Origin of the sequence: Brevibacillus brevis, from assembly GCF_031583145.1 — a bacterium.
GTDB lineage: Bacteria > Bacillota > Bacilli > Brevibacillales > Brevibacillaceae > Brevibacillus > Brevibacillus brevis_E.
On record NZ_CP134050.1, the window covers coordinates 1,419,596 to 1,441,985 of the forward strand.

Consider the following 22,390-nt stretch of genomic DNA (forward strand, 5'->3'; position numbering starts at 1 on the left):
TATGAGCGGCAAGTTGTTTGTGATCGGGTTTGGCCCGGGAAGTTTCGAGCACATCACCAAACGGGCGCGGGAAGCGATTTCCGAGAGTGATGTCATCATTGGCTACTCGACCTATGTGGATCTGATCCGCGAGCTGTTGACCGACCAGGAAGTGGTCAGCACCGGCATGACGGAAGAGGTGACGCGGGCCCGTGAAGCCGTGCGTCAGGCGGAAGAGGAAGGCAAAAAGGTCGCCGTCATTTCCAGCGGCGACGCAGGCGTGTACGGCATGGCCGGTCTGGTCTACGAGGTGCTGGTGGAAAAAGGCTGGACGGAGGCGACCGGCGTACCGATCGAAATCGTGCCGGGCATCTCCGCGATCAACTCCTGCGGGGCGATTCTGGGTGCGCCGATCATGCATGACGCCTGCACGATCAGCCTGAGCGATCACTTGACGCCGTGGGAGCTCATCGCCAGAAGGATCGACGCGGCAGGGATGGCGGACTTCGTCATCGCCCTGTACAACCCGCGCAGCGGACGGCGGACCCGCCAGATCGTGGAGGCGCAGCGCATTTTGCTGCAGCACCGTTCCCCGGACACGCCGGTGGGGATCGTAAAAAGCGCGTTTCGCGAGCGCGAGCATGTCGTCATCACGACGCTTTCGCAAATGCTGGAGCACGACATCGGCATGCTGACGACCGTGATCATCGGCAACTCGTCCACGTTCGTGTACGACGGCAAAATGATTACGCCGCGCGGCTACCAGAGAAAGTACACCTTGACGGCGGATGAGCAGCCGCTGAAGCCCCATCAGCGCCTGCGGGTGGAAAACGAGCCGTGGTCGCTGGAGGCGGCAGGAGAGAGCCATGCGGCACCGACAGCTGCAATCGCATCCGCTCCATCCCGGGGCGAAGAGGGAGCGGGAGGGTCACCGGCGCACGTTTCGTCAACAGAGGGAACGGTGACTGCCACGGCTGTCCTCGAAGCGCAGCCGGCAGAAGAGGCGGAGCAAACGCCGCTAGACTGGGCGATGCAGGCGCTTTCTCTCGCAAACGAAGCCAAGGGGATTTCTACGCAGCCGGCCGGGTATACCGGAGCGCGCACGGCCTCGTCCTTCGTCCCGGAGATGATCTTCGAGTGTGCGGTCAGCCCTGGCGTCGCGAACAAAAAGATCACCCCGCAGCAAATGCTCGCCCTCGCCGAAGTGGCAGGGGAAAAAGGCGAGCTGGAGTACACGCCTCACCACCAGATTATTTTGCGCGTGCCAACGGCAAATCCGGAAGCGATCACATCACGGCTGCGCCAGCTGGGACTGATTCTGAGCCCGATCGGGGACGTGGTTCAGGTCAAGGCGTGCGATTTTTGCGACGGGGAGAAGAAGGACGGCATTCCGTATGCGGAAGAGCTGCACCAAAAGCTCGGAGGCAGGGAGATGCCCAAAGAGCTGAAAATCGGCTTCAACGGCTGCGGGATGGCTTGCTACGGAGCAGTCAAGGAAGACATCGGCATCGTGTTTCGCAAAGGGAAGTTCGATCTGTTCCTCGGAGCAAAGACGGTCGGACGCAACGCGCATGCGGGGATACCGGTCGCGGAAGGCATCCCGAAAGAAGAAATCGTGCCGCTGGTCGAGCGCATCGTGACGCGCTTCAAGCAGGAAGCATTCCCGAACGAGCGGTTCCACAAGTTTTTCCAGCGGGTAGGCGAGCTGGAAGGGTTCGCGTGGCGCGAGGTAGCCAAGATCGAAATCGAAAACGCCGCGTGCGGGGACTAAAGGGCAGGCCGCCTCGCCAAAACGGCTGGAGTCAAAACAACCAACATTTCAGGGGGAGATTACATGGACGCAGTACTGTTTGTGGGACACGGCAGCAAGGATCCGGAGGGCAACGAGGAGATCAGGCAGTTCGTGGCTTCGCTTGCGCCTGAGCTGGATGTACCCATCATCGAGACGTGCTTTCTGGAGTTCGAGCGGCCCGACATGCTGCAAGGGCTGAACACGTGCGTGAAACGAGGAGCGACCCGCGTCGCGGTCATCCCGATCATCCTGTTCTCGGCAGGGCACGCCAAAATCCACATTCCGGCGGCGATTGACGAAGCGAAGGAGCTGCATCCGCACGTCCAGTTCATTTACGGACGCCCGATCGGCATTCACGACGAGGTCATCAATATCCTGACGACCCGGATGAGCGAAGCGGGCTTTGTCTCCGGAGAGGAGCACGACGACCTGGCTGTGCTCGTGATCGGGCGAGGCAGCAGCGATGCGGACGCCAACAGCGATATTTACAAGATGTCCCGCCTGTTCTGGGAGCGCTACAAGGCGAAGTGGGTGGAAACGGCATTCATGGGCGTCACCTATCCGCTGTACGAGGAAGGAATCGAGCGCTGCCTGAAGCTGGGCGCCCGCCATGTGGTGGTCTTGCCGTACTTCCTGTTCACCGGCGTGCTGATCAAGCGGATGAGCGACCAGCTGGAGCAGTTCCGTGCGAAATATCCCGAGGCGCAGTTCACGATGGCAGAGTACTTCGGATTCCACCCGCTGCTGAAGGAAGTGCTGAAGGACCGCGTGGAAGAAGCCCTGCACGGCGAGGTCAAGCTGAATTGCGATACCTGTCAGTACCGTCTGGCCGCGATGGAGCACATCGATCATCACCATCACCATCACGACGACGAGCACGGCCATGGGCATCACCACCATCATCACCATGGGCACCACCATCACGACCATGATCACGACCATGACCACGATCACGATCACCATCATGACCACAAGCACGATCACGTGACCAAGTAGGAGGGACGCCAGATGATTCTCGTATTGGCTGGAACGAGCGATGCGCGTGAGCTGGCCCTGCTGATCCAACAGGCGGGGTATGACCTGCTCACGACCGTCGTGACCGACAATGCGGCCAAAAGCATGGAGGAAGCAGGAGTCCCGGTCCAGGTAGGCCGTTTGACTGCAGCGGACATCGAGGCGCTGATCGCTGATAAGGGCGTGCGGGCAGTCGTGGACGCCAGCCATCCGTTCGCGGAGGAAGCCTCGAAAAATGCGATGGCAGGAGCGAAGGCAGCAGGCGTTCCCTACATCCGCTACGAGCGCGAAAGCCTAGCCGCACCCGGAAGCGAAAAGCTGATCGTGGTGGACGACTACGTGCAGGCAGCTGAGCTGGCGGCGGACAAACGCGGCGTGATCATGCTGACGACCGGCAGCAAGACGCTGAAGACCTTTACGGATCGCTTGCTGGGCCTGCCCGATACCACGTTGGTAGCGAGAATGCTCCCCCGCATCGACAACATGCAGAAATGCGAAGAGCTCGGTCTCGAGCAGAAAAACATTGTAGCCATGCAAGGACCGTTTTCCAAAGAGCTGAACAAGGCCCTGTACGCCCATTACGGCGTGACGCTGATGATCACCAAGGAGAGCGGCAAGGTGGGCGCTTTCGACGAAAAAGTGGAGGCGGCCCTGGAAATGGGGATCGAGACGATCGTCATCGGCCGTCCGCAGATCGATTACGGCACCAAGTTTTCCGATTACGGCCAGGTGCTAAGCCAACTGAACCAAGTGACGGGAGGAAACTGACCATGGATTTTCGTACCGAATTCAAGCCAATGACGGTGCAGCCCCAAGAAATCGAGGACCTGAGCTTTCAAATCATCGCCGATGAGCTCGGGGAGCACCCTTTCACCGATGAGCAATTCCCTGTCGTACAGCGTGTCATCCACGCTTCCGCAGACTTCGATCTCGGCCGGAGCCTGGTGTTCCACAAGGACGCCGTCCAGGCGGGCATCGCAGCCATCCGCAGCGGGAAAAAGGTCGTGGCGGACGTGCAGATGGTGCAGGTCGGCATCAGCAAAAACCGCATCGAGAAGTTCGGCGGCGAGGTGAAAGTGTACATCTCCGACCGCGATGTCATGGAAGAGGCGAAGCGCCTCAACACGACCCGCGCGATCATCTCCATGCGCAAGGCAGTCAAGGAAGCGGACGGCGGCATCTACTGCATCGGCAACGCCCCTACCGCCCTGCTCGAGCTGATCCGTCTGGTGAAGGAAGGAGAGGCAAGGCCGGGTCTTGTGATTGGGATGCCGGTCGGCTTCGTGTCTGCGGCAGAGTCCAAGGAAGAGCTGGCCAAACTGGACATTCCGTTCATTACCAACATCGGACGCAAGGGCGGCAGTACGGTAACGGTAGCGGCCCTCAACGCCATTTCCATCATGGCGGAACGGTTGGGATAAACCGATGGCGGTCAAAGCAGACGAAAAAGAGGCGAAACCTCTCCGCCATGGTTATACGACCGGGTCATGCGCAACGGCGACGACGAAGGCTGCTTTGCTCGCGCTGATCACCCAGGAGCCGCAACGAGAAGTGACGATTCGCCTGCCGATTGGCGAACAGGTGACGTTTCAGCTGGAGAGCTGCGATTTCGATGAGAAGCAGGCGACTACCGCGACGATCAAGGACGGCGGGGACGATCCGGATGCGACGCACGGCGCTTTGATTATCAGCACCGTGGAATGGCGGGAAGAGCCTGGCATCGTGCTGGACGGAGGGATCGGCGTAGGGCGGGTGACCAAACCGGGCCTGCCTGTCCCCATCGGCGAGGCAGCCATCAATCCCGTCCCGCGCAAGATGATTCGGGAAGCCGCCCAGGAGGTCCTGGACCAGTTCGAGATCGAGCGGGGGATCAAAATCGTGATTTCCGTGCCGGCCGGCGAAGAAATCGCCAAAAAGACGTTGAACGGAAGGCTCGGCATCCTCGGGGGCATCTCCATCCTCGGGACGCGCGGCATCGTGGTGCCGTTTTCCACAGCCGCCTACAAGGCGAGCGTGGCGCAAGCCGTCAACGTAGCCAAAGAGGCGGGATGCGAGCACATCGTCCTGTCTACCGGCGGCAAGAGCGAATCGTTCGGTATCGAGATGTACCCGCAGCTTTCGGAGGAAGCCTTCGTCGAGATGGGCGATTTCGTCGGCTTTTCCTTGCAGCAGTGCAAGCGCAAGCAGATGAAGAAGGTGACGCTCGTCGGGATGATGGGCAAGTTCTCCAAGGTCGCACAGGGCGTCATGATGGTGCACTCCAAAAGCGCTCCCGTGGACTTCGGTTTTCTCGCGGGACTGGCTGCGGATGCCGGGGCTGTGGACGAGCTGATCGTGCAGATCCGCGAAGCGAATACGGCTGCGCAAGTGGGAGACCTGATGGCGGATACCCCGGCATTTTTTGAAAAGCTGTGCGAGAGCTGCTGCCGCGCCGCTTTGAAGGAGGTCGGCGGCGGCATGGAGATCGAGACCATGATCATTACGATGAAAGGGTCCCTGTTGGGAAGGGTGACGATCGATGACACACACGATGAAAGTGATCGGAATCGGGGATGACGGACAGCAAAGCCTGCTGCCGTTGTACCGTTCCTGGATAGAGGAAAGCGAGCTGCTTGTGGGAGGAGAGAGACATCTTTCCTTTTTCCCCGAGTACCGGGGCGAAAAGCGGGTGCTCAAAGGCGGGCTGACCGCGATGGTGGAAGAGCTGCGCTCAGAGACGAGAAACACCGTCATCCTCGCGTCCGGCGATCCCCTCTTTTACGGGATCGGCGGGCTGCTCGCCAAAAAGCTGAACGTGGAGATTTACCCGCATCTGAGCTCCATCCAGCTCGCCTTTGCCAAAATGGGCGAGGCGTGGCAGGATGCGGCGCTTTTCAGCGTGCACGGACGCAGCATCAAAGGGCTTGCCCAGCGCATCGACGGCAAGGAAAAGGTAGCGCTGCTGACGGATGCGCAGAATAGCCCGGCAGCGATTGCGGCTTACCTGCTTTCGTTCGGCATGACGGAGTACGACGGATTCGTGGCGGAAAACCTCGGGAGCGAAGAGGAACGCACGGGCTGGTACTCGCTGGAACAGATGGCGGACGGAGTCTTTTCCGACCTGAACGTCGTCATCTTGAAAAAACGCCGCGAAAGCCCTGTCTGGCCGTTTGGCATCCCGGACGAGGAGTTTTCCCAGCGCAAGCCGGACAAAGGACTTATCACGAAAAAGGAAGTGCGCATCCTGAGCCTTGCCCAGCTGCAGCTGCACGCGAAAAGCGTCGTGTGGGACATCGGCACCTGCACGGGCTCGGTGGCAATCGAGGCGGCCCGCATCGCCCGGGAAGGCGAAGTGTACGGCGTCGAGAAAAACGCGGACGACCTGGAAAACTGCCGCCAGAATATGGCCAAGTTTCGCACGGATCTGACGGTCGTCCATGCGCGCGCCCCGCAAGGCCTGGACCAGTTTCCCGACCCGGATGCGGTTTTCATCGGGGGCAGCGGAGGAGAGCTTCGCGAGCTGCTGAACATCTGCTGCACGCGTCTGCGCAAAGGCGGCCGGATCGTGGTCAATGCCGCTACGATCGAGACGCTGTACGAGGCGACCCAGGCTTTTGCCGCGGAAGGCTTCGAGACGTCTGTTACACTGGCGCAGCTCTCGCGCAGCAAGCCGATTTTGTCGCTGACCCGCTTTGAAGCGCTGAATCCGATCTACATCATCACAGCATGGGCCAAACCGGCCGAAGAAGAAGAAGGAGGAGTCAGCAAGTGAGCAAGATCGGAACCTTGTACGGACTGGGAGTAGGCCCTGGCGATCCCGAGTTGATTACGGTCAAGGCGTTTCGCCTGCTGCAGCAATCGCCCGTCATCGCCTACCCCAAAAAGCGGATGGGCAGCAAAAGCTACGCCCACCAGATCGCGGAGCTGTACGTGAAGCAGGCAGCCGATAAAGAGATGCTCGGACTGGTGTTTCCCATGACGCGGGACCCGGAAATTTTGGAGCGCGAATGGAACAACACGGTGGAGCAGGTCTGGGAGCGTCTGTCCGAAGGCAAGGACGTGGCGTTCGTGACCGAGGGCGACCCGATGTTTTACAGCACCTTCATCCACATGATGCGCGTGATGCAGGAAGAGCACCCGGAAGTGCCGATCGTCACCGTCCCTGGGGTGTCGTCGTTTCTCGGGGCGGCCTCCCGCTTCAATCTGCCGCTTGCGGACGGCGATGAGAGAATCGGGATCATTCCCGCGACCGAGGACAGAGAAGCGATGCGCCGGGAGATCGAGGCTCACGACTGCGTCGTTTTCCTGAAGGTGGCGAAAGTGTTGCCGATGATCATCGGCCTTCTGAAAGAAATGAACCTGGCGGACAAGGCGGCGGTCGCCACGAAAGTGACCTCGTCCGAGGAAATGGTCTGGACGGATGTCCGGGAGCTGGAGCGCGCGGAGCTCAGCTATCTTACCCTGATGGTGGTGAAAAAATCATGAAGCTGTACATCGTAGGCGCTGGCCCGGGCGATCCCGATCTGATTACGGTAAAAGGCTTGAAGCTGCTGCAGAAGGCGGATGTGATTTTATATACGGACTCTCTGGTCAATGAAGAGCTGGTGGCTCTCGGCAATCCGGATGCGGAGGTGCTGCACAGCTCCGGCATGGCACTGGAAGAAATGGTCGAGCTGATGGTAGACCGCGTCCGTCAAGGCAAGCTCGTCGTGCGCCTGCAGACGGGCGATCCGTCCGTCTACGGAGCGATCATGGAGCAAATCGCGCTGCTGAAGGAAGCGGACGTCGAAGTGGAGATCGTCCCTGGCGTGAGCTCGGTCTTCGCGGCGGCAGCGGCGGTGGGAGCCGAGCTGACGATTCCCGAGCTGACGCAGACCTTGATCTTGACCCGTGCGGAGGGACGGACTCCGGTGCCGGAGCGCGAAAAGCTGCGCGCGCTGGCCGAGCATCATTGCACGTTGGCCCTCTATTTGAGCGCGACCTTGACCAAAAAGGTCGTGCGCGAGCTGGTAGAGGCGGGCTGGAGCGAGGATACGCCTGTCGCCGTGGTGCAGCGCGCAAGCTGGCCGGATCAGTTCATCCTGCGCACCACGCTGAAAAACCTCGACGAGGACATGGGCAAAAACGGGATCCGCAAGCATGCGATGATTTTGGCCGGCTGGGCGCTCGACCCGCACATCCACGAGAAAAACGAGCAATACCGCTCGAAGCTGTATGACAAAACCTTCACGCACGGGTACAGAAAAGGTGTGAAAGAGTAATGGTCATCGAACTCATCGAGGGAGAAATCCCGGCAATCCGCCAGCGCGGGGAGTACGCCATCGTCGCCATCACCAAGCACGGTGTAGAGATGGCTCGCGATCTCGCCCAGAAGTTTCCGGGGACAGACCTGTACTACATGAGCAAGTTTGCCCGCGGGGATGAGGAAGCGCGCGGCATTCAGCTGTTCGAAAACAGCGTGCGCATGCTGTTTCCCGCCCTTTGGCCCGCCTACAAAGGCCTCATCATCATCATTTCGCTGGGGGCGGTCGTACGGATGATCGCGCCGCTACTTGAGGACAAAAAGAAAGATCCGGGCGTCGTCGTCATCGATGACCGGGGAGAAAACGTGATCAGCGTCCTGTCCGGCCATCTCGGCGGGGCAAACGAGCTGGCGCGCGAGGTCGCCGCTGTCATGGGCGCTCGTCCGATCATCACCACGGCCTCCGACGTGCAGAAGACGATCCCGGTCGACCTGTTCGGCCGCCGCTTCGGCTGGGAGTGGGAGTCGGCAGAAAAGCTGACGCCGGTCAGCGCTTCGGTCGTCAACGAGGAGAGGGTCGCAGTCGTCAACGAATCCGGCGAACGGGACTGGTGGATGCACGATACCCCGATGCCGCCGTCAATTCAGGAGTACGCGACGATCGCGGAGGCGCAGGCCGCCCAGCCGCAAGCGGCGCTGGTCGTGACGCACCGCCTGCTTGCACCGGAAGAGCAATCCATTTTGGAAAACGGCGTGCTCTACCGTCCGAAGGTGATCGTGATCGGCATGGGCTGCAACCGGGGGACGTCTGCGGAGGAGATCGAAGCGGTGATCAAGGAGACCTTGGACGAGCTGCAGTTTTCCATCAAGAGCGTGAAGGCGCTCGCCACGATTGAGCTGAAAAAGGACGAAGCGGGGCTCATCGCCGTCTGCGAAAAATACGGCTGGCCGTTTGTCTGGTACTCGCCGGAGCAGCTCAACCAAGCGCCGATGGATGACCCGTCCGACACGGTCTACAAATACACCGGAGCGTACGGTGTGAGCGAGCCGGCCGCCAAGCTGTACGCTGGCGTGGACAAACTGGTGCTGACCAAGAAAAAGTCGGGGAACACGACCATATCCGTCGGCTTGATGCCGTATCGGGAGGAGGGGCGCGCATGAGCGGCAGCCGTCGTATCGTCATCGCCGGAACGGGCAGCGGCGCGGGAAAAACGACCGTGACCATCGGGCTGATGGCGGCGCTGAAACGAAAAGGACACGTGGTGCAAGGCTTCAAATGCGGGCCGGACTACATCGATCCTACTTACCATACGGCTGTCACGGGCCGGGCCTCGCGCAATCTGGACAGCTACATGCTCTCCCATGATGCCGTGAAGGAAATATTCGTCCGCGGAGCACAAGGGGCGGACATTTCCATCATCGAGGGCGTCATGGGGATGTACGACGGCAAGGAAGCGACCAGCGACAAGGGGAGCACGGCCGAGATCAGCATTCTGACGGCTTCCCCTGTGCTGCTGGTGGTGAACTGCCAGAGCATGGCGCGCAGCGCGGCGGCGATTGTCAAAGGCTTTCAGCTGCTCAATCCTGCTGCCCGCATCGTTGCTGTCATCGCGAACAAGGTCGGAAGCGAAGGACATTACAAAATCGTCAAGGCTGCTATCGAGCAAGAGTGCGGCATCCCTGTGGCGGGTTTTCTCAAGCGGGAGAGCGAGCTGGAGATTCCGGAGCGCCATCTCGGACTGGTGCCGTCCGTCGAGAGGGGAGAGCTGACGCCTTTGTTTGACAAGCTGGCGGAGCTGATCGCCGAAACCGTGGATCTCGAGCAGATCTGGGAGCTTGCGCAGGCGGAGCCGTTACATGCAGAGCCAAAGCTGTTCGCGCAGACAGGAGCGCCTGAGCGCGTGACAATCGCCGTGGCGAAGGACCCGGCGTTCCACTTTTACTATCCGGAAAATCTGGAGCTGCTTCAGGCCTACGGCGCAAGGCTGCAATTCTTTTCCCCGCTCGCGGGCGAGTCGGTGCCGCCAGACGCGGACGGACTGTACATCGGGGGCGGTTTTCCCGAGGAGTTCGCCTCCGAGCTTTCGCAAAACGAGTCGGTGCTTCAGTCGTTCCGCGAGGCCATCGCCTCCGGGCTGCCGACGCTTGCGGAGTGCGGCGGGTTCATGTTTTTGACGGAGGCCATCGTCACGACGGAGGGCGACAGCTACCCGATGGTCGGGATCATCCCCGGCAAAGTGACGATGCAAAAGAAGCTGGCGGCTTTGGGCTATCGCGAGGTCCGCGGAAAAGAAGGCAACTTCCTGCTCGGAACAGAGGAGATCGCCAAAGGCCACGAGTTTCACTACTCCACCTACCAGGCGGATGCCGAGCTCCCGTATGCCTACGAAACGAAAGGCTTGCGCGGGATGAAGCCGGAAGGGTACGCCCAAGGAAATCTGGTCGCCGGATACACGCATCTGCATTTCGGCTCGAATCCCGAGCTGGTGCTTCGCTGGATCGAACGCTGTGCGGAGGTGAGTGCCCGTGCCTAAAGCCCTCCCGTTGATGATCCAGGGAACAAGCTCGGATGCGGGAAAAAGCGTCATTGCGACAGCGTTTTGCCGGATTTTCGCCAAGGACGGATACAAGACGGCACCGTTCAAATCGCAGAACATGGCGCTCAACTCGTACGTGACGCTGGACGGCAAGGAAATCGGGCGTGCCCAGGGCGTGCAGGCCGAAGCGGCGGGAGTAATCGCCACGACGGACATGAACCCGATCCTGATCAAACCGACGCGGGACTTGGAGTCGCAGATCGTCGTAAACGGCGAGCCTTACGGAAATATGAAGGCGATGGCATACCGGACGGAATTTTACGACGAAGGCCTCCGAATCATTGAGGAATCGTACGGGCGACTGGCCGCCGCCTATGAGCGGATCGTGATCGAAGGGGCAGGAAGCCCGGCGGAGATCAACCTGAACGACCGCGAGCTGGTCAACATGCGGGTGGCGCGTTTGACTGGCGCCCCTGTCATATTGGTGGCGGACATCGAGAGAGGCGGCGTGTTTGCCAGTCTGGTCGGCACCTTGCAGCTCCTTGATCCAGAGGACCGGGAGCGGGTGATCGGCGTGATCATCAACCGTTTTCGCGGGGATGTGACCCTGCTGCAGCCGGGGCTGGACTGGTTCGAGGAGTACACGGGCAAGCCGGTTCTCGGAGTCGTTCCGTTCATCCCCGATCTGTGGATCGATGCGGAAGACTCGCTGATTTTGCACCGCTACCAAGCGCAGCGCGAGACGCCGCGGGACATCGACATCGCGGTGACTCGCTACCCGCGCATTTCCAACTTCACGGACGTCGATCCTCTCTTCGTGGAGCCGGATTGCCGCGTGCGTTTCGTGACCCGGCTGGAGGAGCTGGGCGACCCGGATCTGATCGTTCTGCCGGGAAGCAAAAACACGCTGGAAGACCTGCAGTTTTTGCGGGAGACGGGTCTCGCCAGCCGTATTCGGGAGCTGCACGAGGGCGGTCGCTCTTACGTGGTCGGACTGTGCGGCGGCTACCAGATGCTGGGCGAGTCGATCTGTGATCCTGCCGGGGTGGAGTCGCCTTTGGGCGAGCTTGCGGGTCTCGGTTTGATTCCAATGGTGACGACGCTGGAGCAGCGCAAGACGACCGTGCTCTCCCGCGGCATCGCCCATTTTGCCGGAGAGCGGATGGAGCTGGAAGGCTACGAGATCCACATGGGGCGGTCCGTCTATACGGAAAACGACGCGCCGTTCATACAGCTCGCGGATCGCACAGATGGCTACTGCTCGCAGGAGCGTCAGCTGATCGGGACGTATTTTCACGGCCTGTTCCACAACGATGCGTTCCGGACGCCGCTGCTGAACGAGATCCGCCGAAGAAAAGGATTGGAGTCACTCGAGGATCGTCCGTCCTTTGTGGCCCTCCGGGAGCAAGGCTACGATCTGCTGGCCGAGACAGTCAGACAGCATGTCAAGCTGGACCTCATTGAGGAGCAAATGAAGCTTTACCAGGAAAAAGAGGTGCGTGTAGGATGACAGACTTGGAAAAACAGCTAGGTGCAATTGAACCGCTCCATCTGGAAGCGGCAGAGCAAACGAGGCGGCACGTCGATCAGCTGACCAAACCGCTCGGAAGCCTGGGCCGCCTGGAGACGCTCGCTGTCGAGCTCGCCGCGATGACGGGCGAGACGTTTCCGGTAGTGAGCCCGCCTGGCGTCATCGTCTTTGCGGCCGATCACGGCGTGGCGAGGGAGGGGGTATCCGCCTACCCGCAGGAAGTGACGGCGCAAATGCTGCTGAATTTGGCGAACGGCGGTGCGGGGATCAATGTGTTCGCCCGGCAGATCGGAGCTTTGCAGAAGTTCGTGGATGTAGGGGTAGCGGTCGAAGTAGACGCGCCAGGCGTGTGCCAAAAGCGCATCAAGGCTGCGTCCGGCAATATTCTCCGGGAAGCGGCCATGACGCGTGAGGAGGCGGAGCGCTCCATCCGGATCGGAATCGAGTCCGCCCATGAAATGGCGGCCGAGGGAGCGAAAGTGCTGATCGTCGGGGAAGTCGGCATCGGCAACACGACGGCGAGCAGCGCCCTGCTCTCGGCGTTGACCGGCGCGGACCCGGATGAGATCGTCGGACGGGGAACGGGACTTTCGGATGAGGGCTGGCAGCGCAAAAAAGCTGTGGTACGGGAAGCGCTCGCCCTGCATCGGCCGGATGCTGCCGATCCGGTGGACGTGCTGGCGAAGGTCGGGGGCATGGAGATCGGCGCGATGGCCGGGGCGATTCTCGGAGCGGCATCTAGCCGCGTGCCTGTCTTGCTGGATGGCTTCATCGCCACCGTGGCTGCGCTTTTGGCCGTACGTATCCAGCCTGGAGCAGCGGACTACCTGATCGCAGGACATCGATCCCAGGAGCCAGGTCATGCTTTCGTGTTGAAGACGCTTGGCAAGGAGCCGCTTTTGGATCTGCATCTGCGCCTCGGGGAAGGAAGCGGAGCCGCCCTCGCCTTCCCGATCGTAGAGGCAGCAGGCCGGATGGTCAGAGAAATGGCGACGTTCGCCTCGGCGGGGGTAAGCGACCGATGAGCCAGACGGGGAAAGTGTATTTGGTCGGAGCTGGCCCTGGAGATCCCAAGCTCATCACGGTAAAAGGGCTGGAATGCTTGCAGCAGGCGGACGTGGTCGTCTACGACCGGCTGGCGAATCCGGCCTTGCTGGAGCACGCACCAGAGACGGCGGAGCGCATTTACTGTGGAAAGCTGCCCGACAACCATACCTTGAAGCAGGAAAAAATCAACGAGCTGCTCGCCGAAAAGGCGCTGGCAGGCAACGTCGTCGTGCGCTTGAAGGGCGGCGACCCTTGCGTGTTCGGCCGCGTCGGGGAGGAAGCGGAGCATTTGGCAAGGCTCGGCATTCCGTTTGAAATCGTGCCGGGAGTGACGGCAGGGATCGCTGCTCCCGCCTACGCCGGAATTCCCGTGACGCATCGGGAGCACGGCTCGTCCTTCGCGGTCGTGACGGGACATTTGCGGGAAGACAAGCCGGAGCTGGCGACGGAGAAGTGGCGTGCCTTGGCAAACGGCATCGACACCGTCGCCTTCTACATGGGAGTGGCCAACCTGCCGCTGATTCGCTCGCAGTTGATCCTGCACGGCCGCGATCCGCAGACCCCCGTGGCGGTCATCGCCTGGGGTACGCTTCCGCAGCAGACGACCGTGACGGGGACGCTGTCCGATATCGAGGAGCGGTTGGCGGAAAACAGTCAGATCACGAACCCGGCCATCATTTTGGTAGGAGACGTGGTACAATTGCGGGAGCGGATCAACTGGTTTGAATCGGCGCTTACGCCAGGCGGCACCGCTGTCAATCAATAGCTGCTGCGCCTCGTCTGGCGGCGAGAGGAGCGAATCGCGATGGGACACTACCCGATGATGGTCAATTTGACGCAAAAGCAATGCCTCGTCGTGGGAGGCGGTCAGGTAGCGGAGAGGAAAATCCGCAGCCTGCTGGGGGCCGGAGCGGATGTGGCCGTCGTCGCTCCCGCGTGCACTCCGCAGATCGAAGAATGGGCGCACGCTGGAAGGGTGCGATGGCTGTGTCGTCCGTTTGCCAAAGAGGATGTGACGGCAGAGACGGTGCTGATCATCGCTGCGACCAGCGATACCGCCGTCAATTTGTCAGTGCATGAGGCGTGTAGGCCGCATCAGTGGATCAACGTCGTCGATCGGCCCGACCTGTGTACGTTTACAGTCCCCGCCGTTGTGCAGCGAGGCGAACTGCAAATCGCGATTTCTACGGGCGGACACAATCCCGGCCTGGCGAAAAAGCTGCGCCGGCAGCTGGAGGATTGGGTGGGCCTGGAGTACGGAGAGTACACCCGGTTTCTCGGCGACATGCGGCAGCGAATTCTCCGCATGGATGTGGGAGAACGGGAAAAGCGCGCCCTGCTTGCCGAGCTGCTGGACGACCGCTTCCTGCTTTGGACGAGAAACGGCGAACTCGAGCGAAGGGATATGGAGGCGGAGCGCCTGCTGCAAAACGATGACAGAAGAAAAGAATAAAACTGCTCCTGCATTTGGCGGGAGTTTTCTTTTGCCCGGAACCCCGGGCAGCATCCATGGAGGTGAGAGCGCTATGACGACAACAGCATCCGGCGTCCCCAGATTGGGAGTGGGAGCGGTCATCTTGAACGATCGGCAGGAGATCCTGCTGGTCTTGCGGAATAGAAACCCGGAAAAAGGAACATGGAGCATTCCCGGAGGAAAAGTCGATCCGTATGAGCGGCTGGAGACCAGTGTCATCCGCGAAATCAAGGAAGAGGTCGATCTGGATGTAGAGATCAAGCAATTGCTCTGCATCGCCGAGACCATCCGGCCAGAAAGCGAGGAGCATTGGGTTTCGGCCATTTACGAAGTGGCCGTCAAGGGCGGTGAAGCGCGTAATATGGAGGAAGGCGGTGCCATTGGGGAGGTCCGATGGTTTTCCCTGCACGAGCTTCCCTCACGTCTGGCGAGCTTTACTGTGCCTGCCATCGATCAATTGCGGAAGCGGGAGCGTTCGTAAGGCGGTATCGTTTCTGTTGGCAATCTCGGCTCTTCGAGGCAGGGGAGGGGTGGGGCGCCGTCGAAACGAAAGAAGCCCCTTCGCCTCCAGCAATTTTCTTTTGGATTCTCGAAAGGATGGATTCAGATGACCCAAGCAAATGGGCGAACGATCGACGTCACTCTCGTGCAGCGACTGATTGAAGCGCAATTTCCGCAATGGGCTGACGATCTCATCTCACCGGTCGAGACATCAGGGACGGACAACGCGATATTTCGGCTGGGGGAGGATTTGGCCGTGCGGCTGCCACGCGTAGAATGGGCAATCGGGCAAGTGGAGAAGGAGCAACAGTGGCTCCCCCGACTGGCCCCGCATTTGCCGCTTCCCATTCCTGCCCCGATCGCAATCGGGCAGCCCGGTGAAGGCTATCCCTGGCACTGGTCCGTGTATCGGTGGCTGGAAGGCGAGAACGCCATCACCGGACGAATCGACAATCCGGACCAAGCGGCGACCTCCCTGGCCCAATTCGTAGCTGCCATGCAGCGGATCGATACCGCCGGGGGGCCGGCTCCCGGACCTCATAACTCCGGCCGGGGCGTGCCGCTGGCGATGCGGGACCAGGCTGTTCGGAGCGCGATCTCCTCCACAAGAAACCTGCTCGATACGGACAAAGCCGCTGCAGTTTGGGAAGCCGCCCTGCAGGCTCCGGTGTGGGAAGGCGCGGGCGTCTGGCTGCACGGCGATCTCCATCCGGGGAACTTGCTGGTCGCACAAGGGGAACTGAGTGCGGTCATCGACTTTGGCACATTGGGAGTAGGGGATCCGGCCTGTGACTTGATGGTCGCCTGGACACTTCTGCCTGCGGAAAGCCGCAGCGTCTTTCGTGCGGCGCTGCCTGCAGACGACGCCACCTGGGCTCGGGGGCGCGGCTGGGCTCTTTCCTTCGGGCTGCTCGCGTACGCCTATTACCACGATAAGAATCCCGTTCTCGCCCACATATCCCGGCGCACGATCGATGAAGTTCTTGCCGAACACGGAGGGGACAGATGAAACGGCATGTGGCAAAAAGCCGGAACACGTATAAGCCGCTCCAAACCTGATTGTCGAGTTTGGGCCGGCTTTTTTTGCATGAAAGTATCGCGCGAAAAAATGTAAATAATCAAAATAGATAGACAAATCAAATTGGATACAATATCCTAAAAGAGAGGACAAGAGGTAGGAGAGAAGCAGATGTCGACGATCAGGAATAGTAATCCGCAGGTAAAGACAGAGAACCACGGGGAGCAGTCTGGTCAAAAGGGCAGAAGCGTGTGGCTCGCGCTGAAACGGCCACTCTCGTTCGGTTTGGCCGCGGCGGCCTTTCTTTTGCTGTTTTTCGGGCTGCAGGGATACGTGGAGTACGCGCCGCGAGTGACCTTGGCGATTACGATTGGCGTCATTATCCTGTGGGTGCTCGAGCCCATTCCGTTTTCCATGACGGCCGTGCTGGTCTTGTTTGCTTTGCCCATCTCAGGAGCGGTATCGACGGAGCTCGTCCTGTCCGGGTTCGCTTCCCCTGCCATTTTTTTGATTGTAGCCGGGATGATGATCGCAAGCGCCGTAGAGCAGACATCCCTCGGCAAGCGCCTGGCCTATCAGCTCCTGTACTGGTTTGGTGAGAAGAAAGGTGGCGTGCTGGCCGGCATTATCCTGATTCCCCAGGTGATGGCTTTCTTTATCCCCGCGGCTGCCGTCCGAACGGCTATGCTGCTGCCGATCGTATTCTCGATTACCTCGATTTTGGGGGTGACGGAAAGGGACGTGCAGGGGAAAAAGCTGATGATGGGCGTGGTCGTCGGCTGCGGAGTGAGCGGCACCGCCATTTTGCCCGCCGCGATCGGCAACGTGATCACGGTCGATCTGATCCACACTTACTTGAAGCAGCAAGTGACGTATTTGGACTGGCTGGTGCTCGCCCTGCCGATGTGGCTGATCCTGATTCCCGCTTCCTGGTGGGTGCTCCATCGCTGCTTTCCCGTGCCGGACGAGATTCCGGTGGGGCTCAAGCGGAAGATGAAAGCGATGATCCGTGAGCTGGGACCCATCACCACACAAGAAAAGCGGCTGCTGGCAATCCTTTTGGCCGTTTGCGGCATGTGGGCGCTCGAGGGGGTGCACGGCTTGCCGCCGGTGATTCCGGCTTTGATCGGGGCGGTGCTGATGGCGTGGCCAGGCATCAAGGTGGCGGATTGGGACAAAATTCTCGACATCAAATTCGCGCCGCTGATCATGCTGGGCGTTACGCTGTCGCTGGGCAGAGCGCTCTACGAAACGGGCGTCACCGATTATTTGTCCAAATGGATGGAAAATGATCTCACGCTGTACCTTTTCTCCAATCCCGCGCTGGCGGTGCTGACAGTGGCGATTCTTACGCAGCTCATCCACAAGGTGACTTCCAACGTTTCCACGGCAGTCATCGCTACCGTCCCGGTCGTGATGGCGCTCTCCGCCCACGCAGAGGGTGCTCCGGCCCTGCTGCTGGCATTTGTCACAGGCGTGACGTGCCTGTTCGGCTTTTTGCTCGTGGTCGAGACGATCCCGGGCGTCATGGTGCATGGCACGGGGTGGGTGACGCAGCAAGACTTTTTTAAGCCCGGTTTTTGGTTGACCCTGCTGACGACAGCCGTTACTTTTTTGATGGCGATGACATGGTGGACTTGGCTTGGGTACATGTAATTGACCTTGTGGGGAGGCGATCACTTTGTTCATGATTTTTAATGGATCCAATATCCGGTATCCGATTTCGATTGAAAAAAACAGCGAAAGTCTCATCGAGGGGGACCCATGAAGAGAGGGAATGCCGAAGATGGTCTCAATCCATTGGCTATCTCGAGACCAAAATGACCAAAAAGACCAATATGACCATAACGAAAAATAGTCGAAAAATTCTATACAATACTTTTTGCAAGCGCTTTCAGTCAAAGTCTGGGAAATCCTGTGGGAAAGGGGGGATACGCGTTCCGATCAAGGCCGGTTTACAGGGAAGGAAGGTCCATCTAAAAAAATAGCTGGGGGTGCTTCACCTTGAAAAAAGGAAGAAAAGGTTTTTGGGCAGTATGTATTTCCCTTTCGCTGCTTGCTCTCGCGGGCTGCGGCAGCAGCTCGACGCAAGGGAACGCAGCCGCGTACACGAAAGAAAATCCGCTGATCGTCAAATTTTCTCACGTCACCACGGCTGACAGCCCGAAAGGAAAGGCATCCACCAAATTTGCCGAGCTGCTCGCGGAAAAGACCGGGGGCAAGGTAAAGGTGGAGGTGTATCCCTCTTCCCAATTGTACGGAGACAAAGACGAGCTGGAGGCGCTCCAGGCCGGAAACGTTCAGGTCATCGCGCCCTCCGCGACCAAGCTGGTCGGCTTCAACCCCGCTTTCCAGGTCGTGGACATGCCGTTTTTGTTCAAAAACCACGAAGCGGTGCTGAAATTTTGGGACGGCGACCTGGGCAAAAAGCTGATGAGCTCGTTGGAGAGCAAAAATCTGAAGGGACTTGCCATGTGGGAAAACGGGTTTAAAGTTTTCACCTCGAACAAGCCGATCAGCAAGCCGGAGGAGTTCGCGGGACAAAAATTCCGGACGCAGGCCGGAAAAGTGCTGGAAGCCCAGTTCAAGGCGCTGGGAGCTGGCGCGGCCACCATTCCGTTCGGGGAGACCTACACCGCCTTGCAGCAAGGAACGGTCGATGGGCAGGAGAACACGTGGAACAACATCGACACGCAAAAGTACGAGGAAGTGCAAAAGAATCTGCTCATCTCCAACCACGGCCGAATCGACTACATCGTGCTGACCAACAAAAAATGGTACGACGGTTTGCCGGAAGACATCCGCAAGGCTTTTGACGAATCGATGGCGGAAGCGACCAAATACGAGCGGGAGCTGTCCACGGAGCTCGACAAAGGCTCCGAGGAAAAGCTGAGGCAATCCGGGAAGTTCAACATTATCGAGCTGAGTGACGCCGAGCGCGAAGGCTTCGTCAAGCTGATGGAGTCTGTATACAGCGAATTTGAAAAGACGGTCGGGAAAGACATCATCGATGGCGCCAGACAATTGTAGGCAAACGGGAGGACAATGACGATGTCAAAATGGCGGGAAAGGTATGCCGCATTCGAAGATTGCTTCGCCGGTACACTGATCGTGATTGGAGTCGGTCTGATCTTTTACGGAGTGGTTTGCCGCTATGTCTTTAACAGTCCGAAGGCGTGGATCGATGAAATCTCTACGTACTTCGTCGTGTGGGGAACGCTGGTCGGCATGGCGGTAGCGCTGCGGGAAGGTCACCACATTCAGGTGGATATCCTGTACGACCGCGTACCTCCTTCCGTCAAAAAGGCGTTTAACATTTTCTCAAACGCACTTGGCGTATTGTTCTGCTTTTTCTTCATCTTTTTCGGCGGAAAATTGCTGTCGCTGTACTGGGATACCCAGCAGCAATCCACCGACACGGGGATCTATCTCTGGATTGTGTACCTGGTCATTCCGCTCAGCGGATTGATGCTGGGCTACCGCTTTCTTGACAACCTGCTGTCCAACCTGAGAAAAGAGGTGAAGCTCGAGTGGAATGGATAGTCTTTCTCATCTTCTTCCTGCTGCTCCTGTTGCGCGTGCCGGTAGCGATTTCGCTCGTCGTCGCATCTGCGCTCGCCCTGCTGGACAGCGGCTTCAACCTGGACGTGCTGCCGCAAAAGATCTTCTCCTCGCTGAACGTCGCCACGTTGATGGCCATACCGGGCTTCATTCTCGCCGGTGTGCTGATGTCGCGCGGAGGCATTTCCAAAGCGCTGATTGATGCACTGAGAGCATGGGTAGGTCACTTTGCCGGGGGGCTCTCGGTTGTGACGATTCTTGCCTGTGCGGTGTTCGCGGCCATCTCCGGCTCCAGTCCGGCGACGGCCGCAGCCATCGGCGCCATCATGATACCGGGAATGATCGAGGCGGGGTACAGCAGGCGTTATGCCATGGGTCTGGTCGCCGCCTCAGGGACGCTCGGGATCCTGATTCCTCCATCCATTCCGCTGATCGTTTACGGGACTGTGGCGGAGGAATCCATCGGCAAGCTGTTTATGGCCGGTTTCCTGCCTGGACTGTTTTTGACGGCGGTCCTCGTCGTCGTCGCTGTCTTTTACGCCCGTTGGAAAAAATTCGGCCGCCTCCCGAAAGCGGGCTGGAACGATCGGCTGAAGCTGAGTATACGGGCATTGCCCGCCGCGTTTCTGCCCGTTCTGATTCTCGGCTCCATTTACCTCGGAGTCGCGACGCCGACCGAAGCGTCCGTGATCGCCTGTGTCTACTCGCTGCTAGTCGCCGTGTTCGTCTACCGTCAGATCGGGTGGAAGGATACGCGCACCATTTTGCGCGAGACTGTGAACACCAGCTCGATGATCTTTTTCATCATCGCAGGTGCTACCGTTTTCGGGCTGTACCTGACCAATGAGCAGGTGCCGCAGAACATCGCGAGCTGGATCATGGAAGGCGACGTTAACAAGTGGACCTTCCTGATCGCCTGCAATTTGCTGTTCTTTGTCATGGGCATGTTCCTGGAGCCGACGTCCATCATCCTGATCACCCTGCCGATCTTCCTGCCGATCCTGAAGCTGCTGGGGATCGATGTCATCCACTTCGCGATCATCATGACGGTCAACATGGAGCTAGGGATGGTGACGCCGCCCGTCGGTCTGAACCTGTTCGTCGTCAGCGGAATCGCCAAAGCGAAGCTGGAGGAAGTCGTCAGGGGAGTCATGCCGTTCATCGGATTGATGATCATCGTCTTGATCATTATCGTCATCTGGCCGCAGCTGTCGCTTTGGCTGCCGGTAAACATGTCGAATTGAGAGATGGGAGATATAGGGCTGTTGCCGCAATTGATCGTGTCCGGTGAAAGTAAAGTATTTGACTGGAGTCGTTGATCTAACGCGGTTTTGTATGGAATCGCCGGCTTTTGAAAAATAGGTTTTAGATTTGATGCGTTAAAAGAATCAGTGGCAGACCAAGACTAGAAAATAAGTCTTCGGTCTGCCGCTGTTGTCATTCAACTAACGTTCCCGGGAACTTCTGCAACCGCCAGCTCCCGACCCGAGAACACTACCAACATGGACTCGCCGCGCGACGGGCAGGAAGGCTGTCCGTTATGGCCTGCCGCTGAACCGCTCAAGCGCTTCCTCGGTAACGGGAGCGAAGAGGTTGACGAGGTTGCCGTCGGGGTCGCGAAACAGTGCAGAGCGGTTCCCCCAAGGCATCGTGGCCGGTTCCTGTACCCACTCGTCGACAAGCGGTTTCAAGCGCGTATACTCGGCATCGACGTCGTGGACGCGAAACTCGATGATGACGCTGTGGTTGTCGGCCGCGCGCGCGGAACCCGCGCCGAACAGTTGCACCGTCTGGGAATGGCCGATAGCCAGTGTACACGATGGGAGAACAATTTCAGCGAAGACAGGTGCGGGGCGCTTCGCCAAAACACCAGTGACTTTCTCATAGAACTCGACGAGTCGATCCAAGTCGTCAGTAATTATGCGTACAGAAGCGAAATTCACGAGATATCATCCTTTCAATAATTTAATGATACGATACCGTATCGTATCGTAACATAATGACCTGGAGAATACAAGTGACCGTACGGCACCAAGGATGCTCTCATGGTATAATGTGAAGGAATTTTTTTAAGGCAACGAATTCAAGTCTACGTAATTTTATGTTGGAGGGAAGATGGTGACTTCGTCCAAGAAATCTGAACGTGTGCCGTCGGCCAAATCGAATAGACGCGTCGAGCGTTCACGACAAGCCGTCCTGACCACTGCGTTTGAGCTGCTCAGCGAAGGCGGTGTGGCTAGCTTCTCCGTCGACGAGGTGGTGCGTCGTTCCGGGGTCGCGAAGACGACCATCTACCGCCACTGGCCGACGCGTGAAGCACTGGTGATCGACGCCTGCTCACGGATGATTGCCGAGCAGGAAACGCCCGACACCGGCTCACTCGAAGGTGACGTCACGGCTATCCTGATGGAAATCGCGCGCCTGCTACCGACGGCGAATTGGTCCTTCGTCCTGCCGTCAATCATCGACACAGCCGAGCGCAATCCGGAGTTCGCGGAAATCCACAGCCGGATTCAGCGCGGACACGCCGCCCCCCTGCGAGAGGTCCTACAGCGCGCGGTAGGCAAAGGCGAGCTGTCAGCACACGCCGACGTGTCAACGATCGTCGCAGCCCTGCTGGGGCCGCTCTTCTACCGCCGCTGGTTCTCACGAGAACCGATCGACAACCAGTTCGTAAAGGCGATCATCAAACGCGTACTCGCTTCACTTTAATAG

Annotated in this window: 22 protein-coding genes; 21 read left to right on the top strand and 1 reads right to left on the bottom strand. The window is 59.1% G+C overall.

Going from position 1 to position 22,390, the window contains the following annotated elements; translation table 11 throughout:
- Position 1: 1 nt before the first annotated feature.
- The 20 genes from cobJ to RGB73_RS07350 all read left to right on the top strand — a co-directional run bounded on the left by cobJ (position 2) and on the right by RGB73_RS07350 (position 20,919).
- The gene (gene cobJ / locus RGB73_RS07255) at positions 2-1,750 is read left to right on the top strand and encodes a precorrin-3B C(17)-methyltransferase (protein ID WP_310770490.1); all 1,749 of its coding nucleotides are present in this window, start codon (positions 2-4) and stop codon (positions 1,748-1,750) included.
- A 63-nt stretch (positions 1,751-1,813) separates the two neighbouring features.
- Positions 1,814-2,767, top strand: coding sequence for a sirohydrochlorin chelatase (locus RGB73_RS07260; RefSeq protein ID WP_310770492.1), 954 nt, complete (start codon positions 1,814-1,816; stop codon positions 2,765-2,767).
- A 12-nt stretch (positions 2,768-2,779) separates the two neighbouring features.
- The gene (gene cobK / locus RGB73_RS07265) at positions 2,780-3,553 is read left to right on the top strand and encodes a precorrin-6A reductase (protein ID WP_310770494.1); all 774 of its coding nucleotides are present in this window, start codon (positions 2,780-2,782) and stop codon (positions 3,551-3,553) included.
- A gap of 2 nt (positions 3,554-3,555) precedes the next feature.
- A complete protein-coding gene (locus RGB73_RS07270; protein ID WP_310770495.1) occupies positions 3,556-4,206 on the top strand; it encodes a precorrin-8X methylmutase in 651 nt (216 codons plus the stop codon).
- Between the two features lie 4 nt (positions 4,207-4,210).
- A complete protein-coding gene (locus RGB73_RS07275; protein WP_310770497.1) occupies positions 4,211-5,341 on the top strand; it encodes a cobalt-precorrin-5B (C(1))-methyltransferase in 1,131 nt (376 codons plus the stop codon).
- Positions 5,304-6,536: a precorrin-6y C5,15-methyltransferase (decarboxylating) subunit CbiE gene (gene cbiE / locus RGB73_RS07280; RefSeq protein ID WP_310770499.1), complete on the top strand. Its 1,233-nt coding sequence runs from the start codon at positions 5,304-5,306 to the stop codon at positions 6,534-6,536. Before RGB73_RS07275 ends, cbiE begins: the two co-directional genes overlap by 38 nt.
- Positions 6,533-7,249 carry a precorrin-2 C(20)-methyltransferase gene (cobI, locus tag RGB73_RS07285; protein WP_310770501.1) on the top strand — a complete coding sequence of 239 codons (717 nt, stop codon included), beginning with the start codon at positions 6,533-6,535 and terminating at the stop codon, positions 7,247-7,249. The genes cbiE and cobI overlap by 4 nt, the downstream gene beginning before the upstream one ends.
- The gene (gene cobM / locus RGB73_RS07290; RefSeq protein ID WP_310770503.1) at positions 7,246-8,025 is read left to right on the top strand and encodes a precorrin-4 C(11)-methyltransferase; all 780 of its coding nucleotides are present in this window, start codon (positions 7,246-7,248) and stop codon (positions 8,023-8,025) included. Before cobI ends, cobM begins: the two co-directional genes overlap by 4 nt.
- On the top strand, positions 8,025-9,167 hold the full coding sequence (locus RGB73_RS07295) for a cobalt-precorrin 5A hydrolase (protein ID WP_310770505.1): 1,143 nt from the start codon (positions 8,025-8,027) through the stop codon (positions 9,165-9,167). Before cobM ends, RGB73_RS07295 begins: the two co-directional genes overlap by 1 nt.
- Positions 9,164-10,540 carry a cobyrinic acid a,c-diamide synthase CobB gene (locus tag RGB73_RS07300; RefSeq protein ID WP_310770507.1) on the top strand — a complete coding sequence of 459 codons (1,377 nt, stop codon included), beginning with the start codon at positions 9,164-9,166 and terminating at the stop codon, positions 10,538-10,540. The genes RGB73_RS07295 and RGB73_RS07300 overlap by 4 nt, the downstream gene beginning before the upstream one ends.
- Positions 10,533-12,053 (top strand): cobyric acid synthase, encoded by a 1,521-nt coding sequence (locus RGB73_RS07305; protein ID WP_310770509.1) that lies wholly within the window; start codon positions 10,533-10,535, stop codon positions 12,051-12,053. The genes RGB73_RS07300 and RGB73_RS07305 overlap by 8 nt, the downstream gene beginning before the upstream one ends.
- Positions 12,050-13,099, top strand: coding sequence for a nicotinate-nucleotide--dimethylbenzimidazole phosphoribosyltransferase (gene cobT, locus RGB73_RS07310; RefSeq protein ID WP_310770511.1), 1,050 nt, complete (start codon positions 12,050-12,052; stop codon positions 13,097-13,099). Before RGB73_RS07305 ends, cobT begins: the two co-directional genes overlap by 4 nt.
- The gene (gene cobA / locus RGB73_RS07315; RefSeq protein ID WP_310770513.1) at positions 13,096-13,887 is read left to right on the top strand and encodes a uroporphyrinogen-III C-methyltransferase; all 792 of its coding nucleotides are present in this window, start codon (positions 13,096-13,098) and stop codon (positions 13,885-13,887) included. Before cobT ends, cobA begins: the two co-directional genes overlap by 4 nt.
- A gap of 39 nt (positions 13,888-13,926) precedes the next feature.
- Positions 13,927-14,574 (top strand): precorrin-2 dehydrogenase/sirohydrochlorin ferrochelatase family protein, encoded by a 648-nt coding sequence (locus tag RGB73_RS07320; RefSeq protein ID WP_310770514.1) that lies wholly within the window; start codon positions 13,927-13,929, stop codon positions 14,572-14,574.
- Between the two features lie 73 nt (positions 14,575-14,647).
- Positions 14,648-15,076, top strand: a complete 429-nt coding sequence (locus RGB73_RS07325) for an NUDIX domain-containing protein (protein WP_310770516.1) — start codon at positions 14,648-14,650, stop codon at positions 15,074-15,076.
- Between the two features lie 126 nt (positions 15,077-15,202).
- Positions 15,203-16,105, top strand: coding sequence for an aminoglycoside phosphotransferase family protein (locus RGB73_RS07330; RefSeq protein WP_310770518.1), 903 nt, complete (start codon positions 15,203-15,205; stop codon positions 16,103-16,105).
- A gap of 180 nt (positions 16,106-16,285) precedes the next feature.
- Complete coding sequence (locus tag RGB73_RS07335) at positions 16,286-17,770, top strand: SLC13 family permease (RefSeq protein ID WP_310770520.1); 1,485 nt, start codon at positions 16,286-16,288, stop codon at positions 17,768-17,770.
- A gap of 348 nt (positions 17,771-18,118) precedes the next feature.
- Positions 18,119-19,144, top strand: a complete 1,026-nt coding sequence (locus RGB73_RS07340; RefSeq protein ID WP_310770522.1) for a TRAP transporter substrate-binding protein — start codon at positions 18,119-18,121, stop codon at positions 19,142-19,144.
- Positions 19,145-19,165: 21 nt separating this feature from the next.
- A complete protein-coding gene (locus tag RGB73_RS07345; protein WP_310770524.1) occupies positions 19,166-19,657 on the top strand; it encodes a TRAP transporter small permease in 492 nt (163 codons plus the stop codon).
- A complete protein-coding gene (locus RGB73_RS07350) occupies positions 19,645-20,919 on the top strand; it encodes a TRAP transporter large permease (protein ID WP_310770526.1) in 1,275 nt (424 codons plus the stop codon). The genes RGB73_RS07345 and RGB73_RS07350 overlap by 13 nt, the downstream gene beginning before the upstream one ends.
- Positions 20,920-21,213: 294 nt before the next feature.
- Here RGB73_RS07350 and RGB73_RS07355 read toward each other — a convergent pair whose 3' ends face one another.
- Positions 21,214-21,618 carry a VOC family protein gene (locus RGB73_RS07355; protein ID WP_310770528.1) on the bottom strand — a complete coding sequence of 135 codons (405 nt, stop codon included), beginning with the start codon at positions 21,616-21,618 and terminating at the stop codon, positions 21,214-21,216.
- A 172-nt stretch (positions 21,619-21,790) separates the two neighbouring features.
- Between RGB73_RS07355 and RGB73_RS07360 the strand changes: the two genes are divergently transcribed.
- Positions 21,791-22,387, top strand: coding sequence for a TetR/AcrR family transcriptional regulator (locus RGB73_RS07360; protein ID WP_310770530.1), 597 nt, complete (start codon positions 21,791-21,793; stop codon positions 22,385-22,387).
- Positions 22,388-22,390 lie beyond the last annotated feature (3 nt).

Excerpts from the sequence above, each read along its gene's own strand:
- RGB73_RS07295 (WP_310770505.1), top strand. The coding sequence starts at position 8,025 with ATGGTCATCGAACTCATCGAGGGAGAAATCCCGGCAATCCGCCAGCGC.
- cobM (WP_310770503.1), top strand. The coding sequence starts at position 7,246 with ATGAAGCTGTACATCGTAGGCGCTGGCCCGGGCGATCCCGATCTGATT.
- cobK (WP_310770494.1), top strand. The coding sequence starts at position 2,780 with ATGATTCTCGTATTGGCTGGAACGAGCGATGCGCGTGAGCTGGCCCTG.
- RGB73_RS07300 (WP_310770507.1), top strand. The coding sequence starts at position 9,164 with ATGAGCGGCAGCCGTCGTATCGTCATCGCCGGAACGGGCAGCGGCGCG.
- RGB73_RS07360 (WP_310770530.1), top strand. The coding sequence starts at position 21,791 with ATGGTGACTTCGTCCAAGAAATCTGAACGTGTGCCGTCGGCCAAATCG.
- RGB73_RS07270 (WP_310770495.1), top strand. The coding sequence starts at position 3,556 with ATGGATTTTCGTACCGAATTCAAGCCAATGACGGTGCAGCCCCAAGAA.
- cobJ (WP_310770490.1), top strand. The coding sequence starts at position 2 with ATGAGCGGCAAGTTGTTTGTGATCGGGTTTGGCCCGGGAAGTTTCGAG.
- RGB73_RS07345 (WP_310770524.1), top strand. The coding sequence starts at position 19,166 with ATGTCAAAATGGCGGGAAAGGTATGCCGCATTCGAAGATTGCTTCGCC.
- RGB73_RS07335 (WP_310770520.1), top strand. The coding sequence starts at position 16,286 with ATGTCGACGATCAGGAATAGTAATCCGCAGGTAAAGACAGAGAACCAC.
- cobA (WP_310770513.1), top strand. The coding sequence starts at position 13,096 with ATGAGCCAGACGGGGAAAGTGTATTTGGTCGGAGCTGGCCCTGGAGAT.
- cobT (WP_310770511.1), top strand. The coding sequence starts at position 12,050 with ATGACAGACTTGGAAAAACAGCTAGGTGCAATTGAACCGCTCCATCTG.
- cbiE (WP_310770499.1), top strand. The coding sequence starts at position 5,304 with ATGACACACACGATGAAAGTGATCGGAATCGGGGATGACGGACAGCAA.
- RGB73_RS07320 (WP_310770514.1), top strand. The coding sequence starts at position 13,927 with ATGGGACACTACCCGATGATGGTCAATTTGACGCAAAAGCAATGCCTC.
- RGB73_RS07275 (WP_310770497.1), top strand. The coding sequence starts at position 4,211 with ATGGCGGTCAAAGCAGACGAAAAAGAGGCGAAACCTCTCCGCCATGGT.
- RGB73_RS07325 (WP_310770516.1), top strand. The coding sequence starts at position 14,648 with ATGACGACAACAGCATCCGGCGTCCCCAGATTGGGAGTGGGAGCGGTC.
- RGB73_RS07260 (WP_310770492.1), top strand. The coding sequence starts at position 1,814 with ATGGACGCAGTACTGTTTGTGGGACACGGCAGCAAGGATCCGGAGGGC.
- RGB73_RS07330 (WP_310770518.1), top strand. The coding sequence starts at position 15,203 with ATGACCCAAGCAAATGGGCGAACGATCGACGTCACTCTCGTGCAGCGA.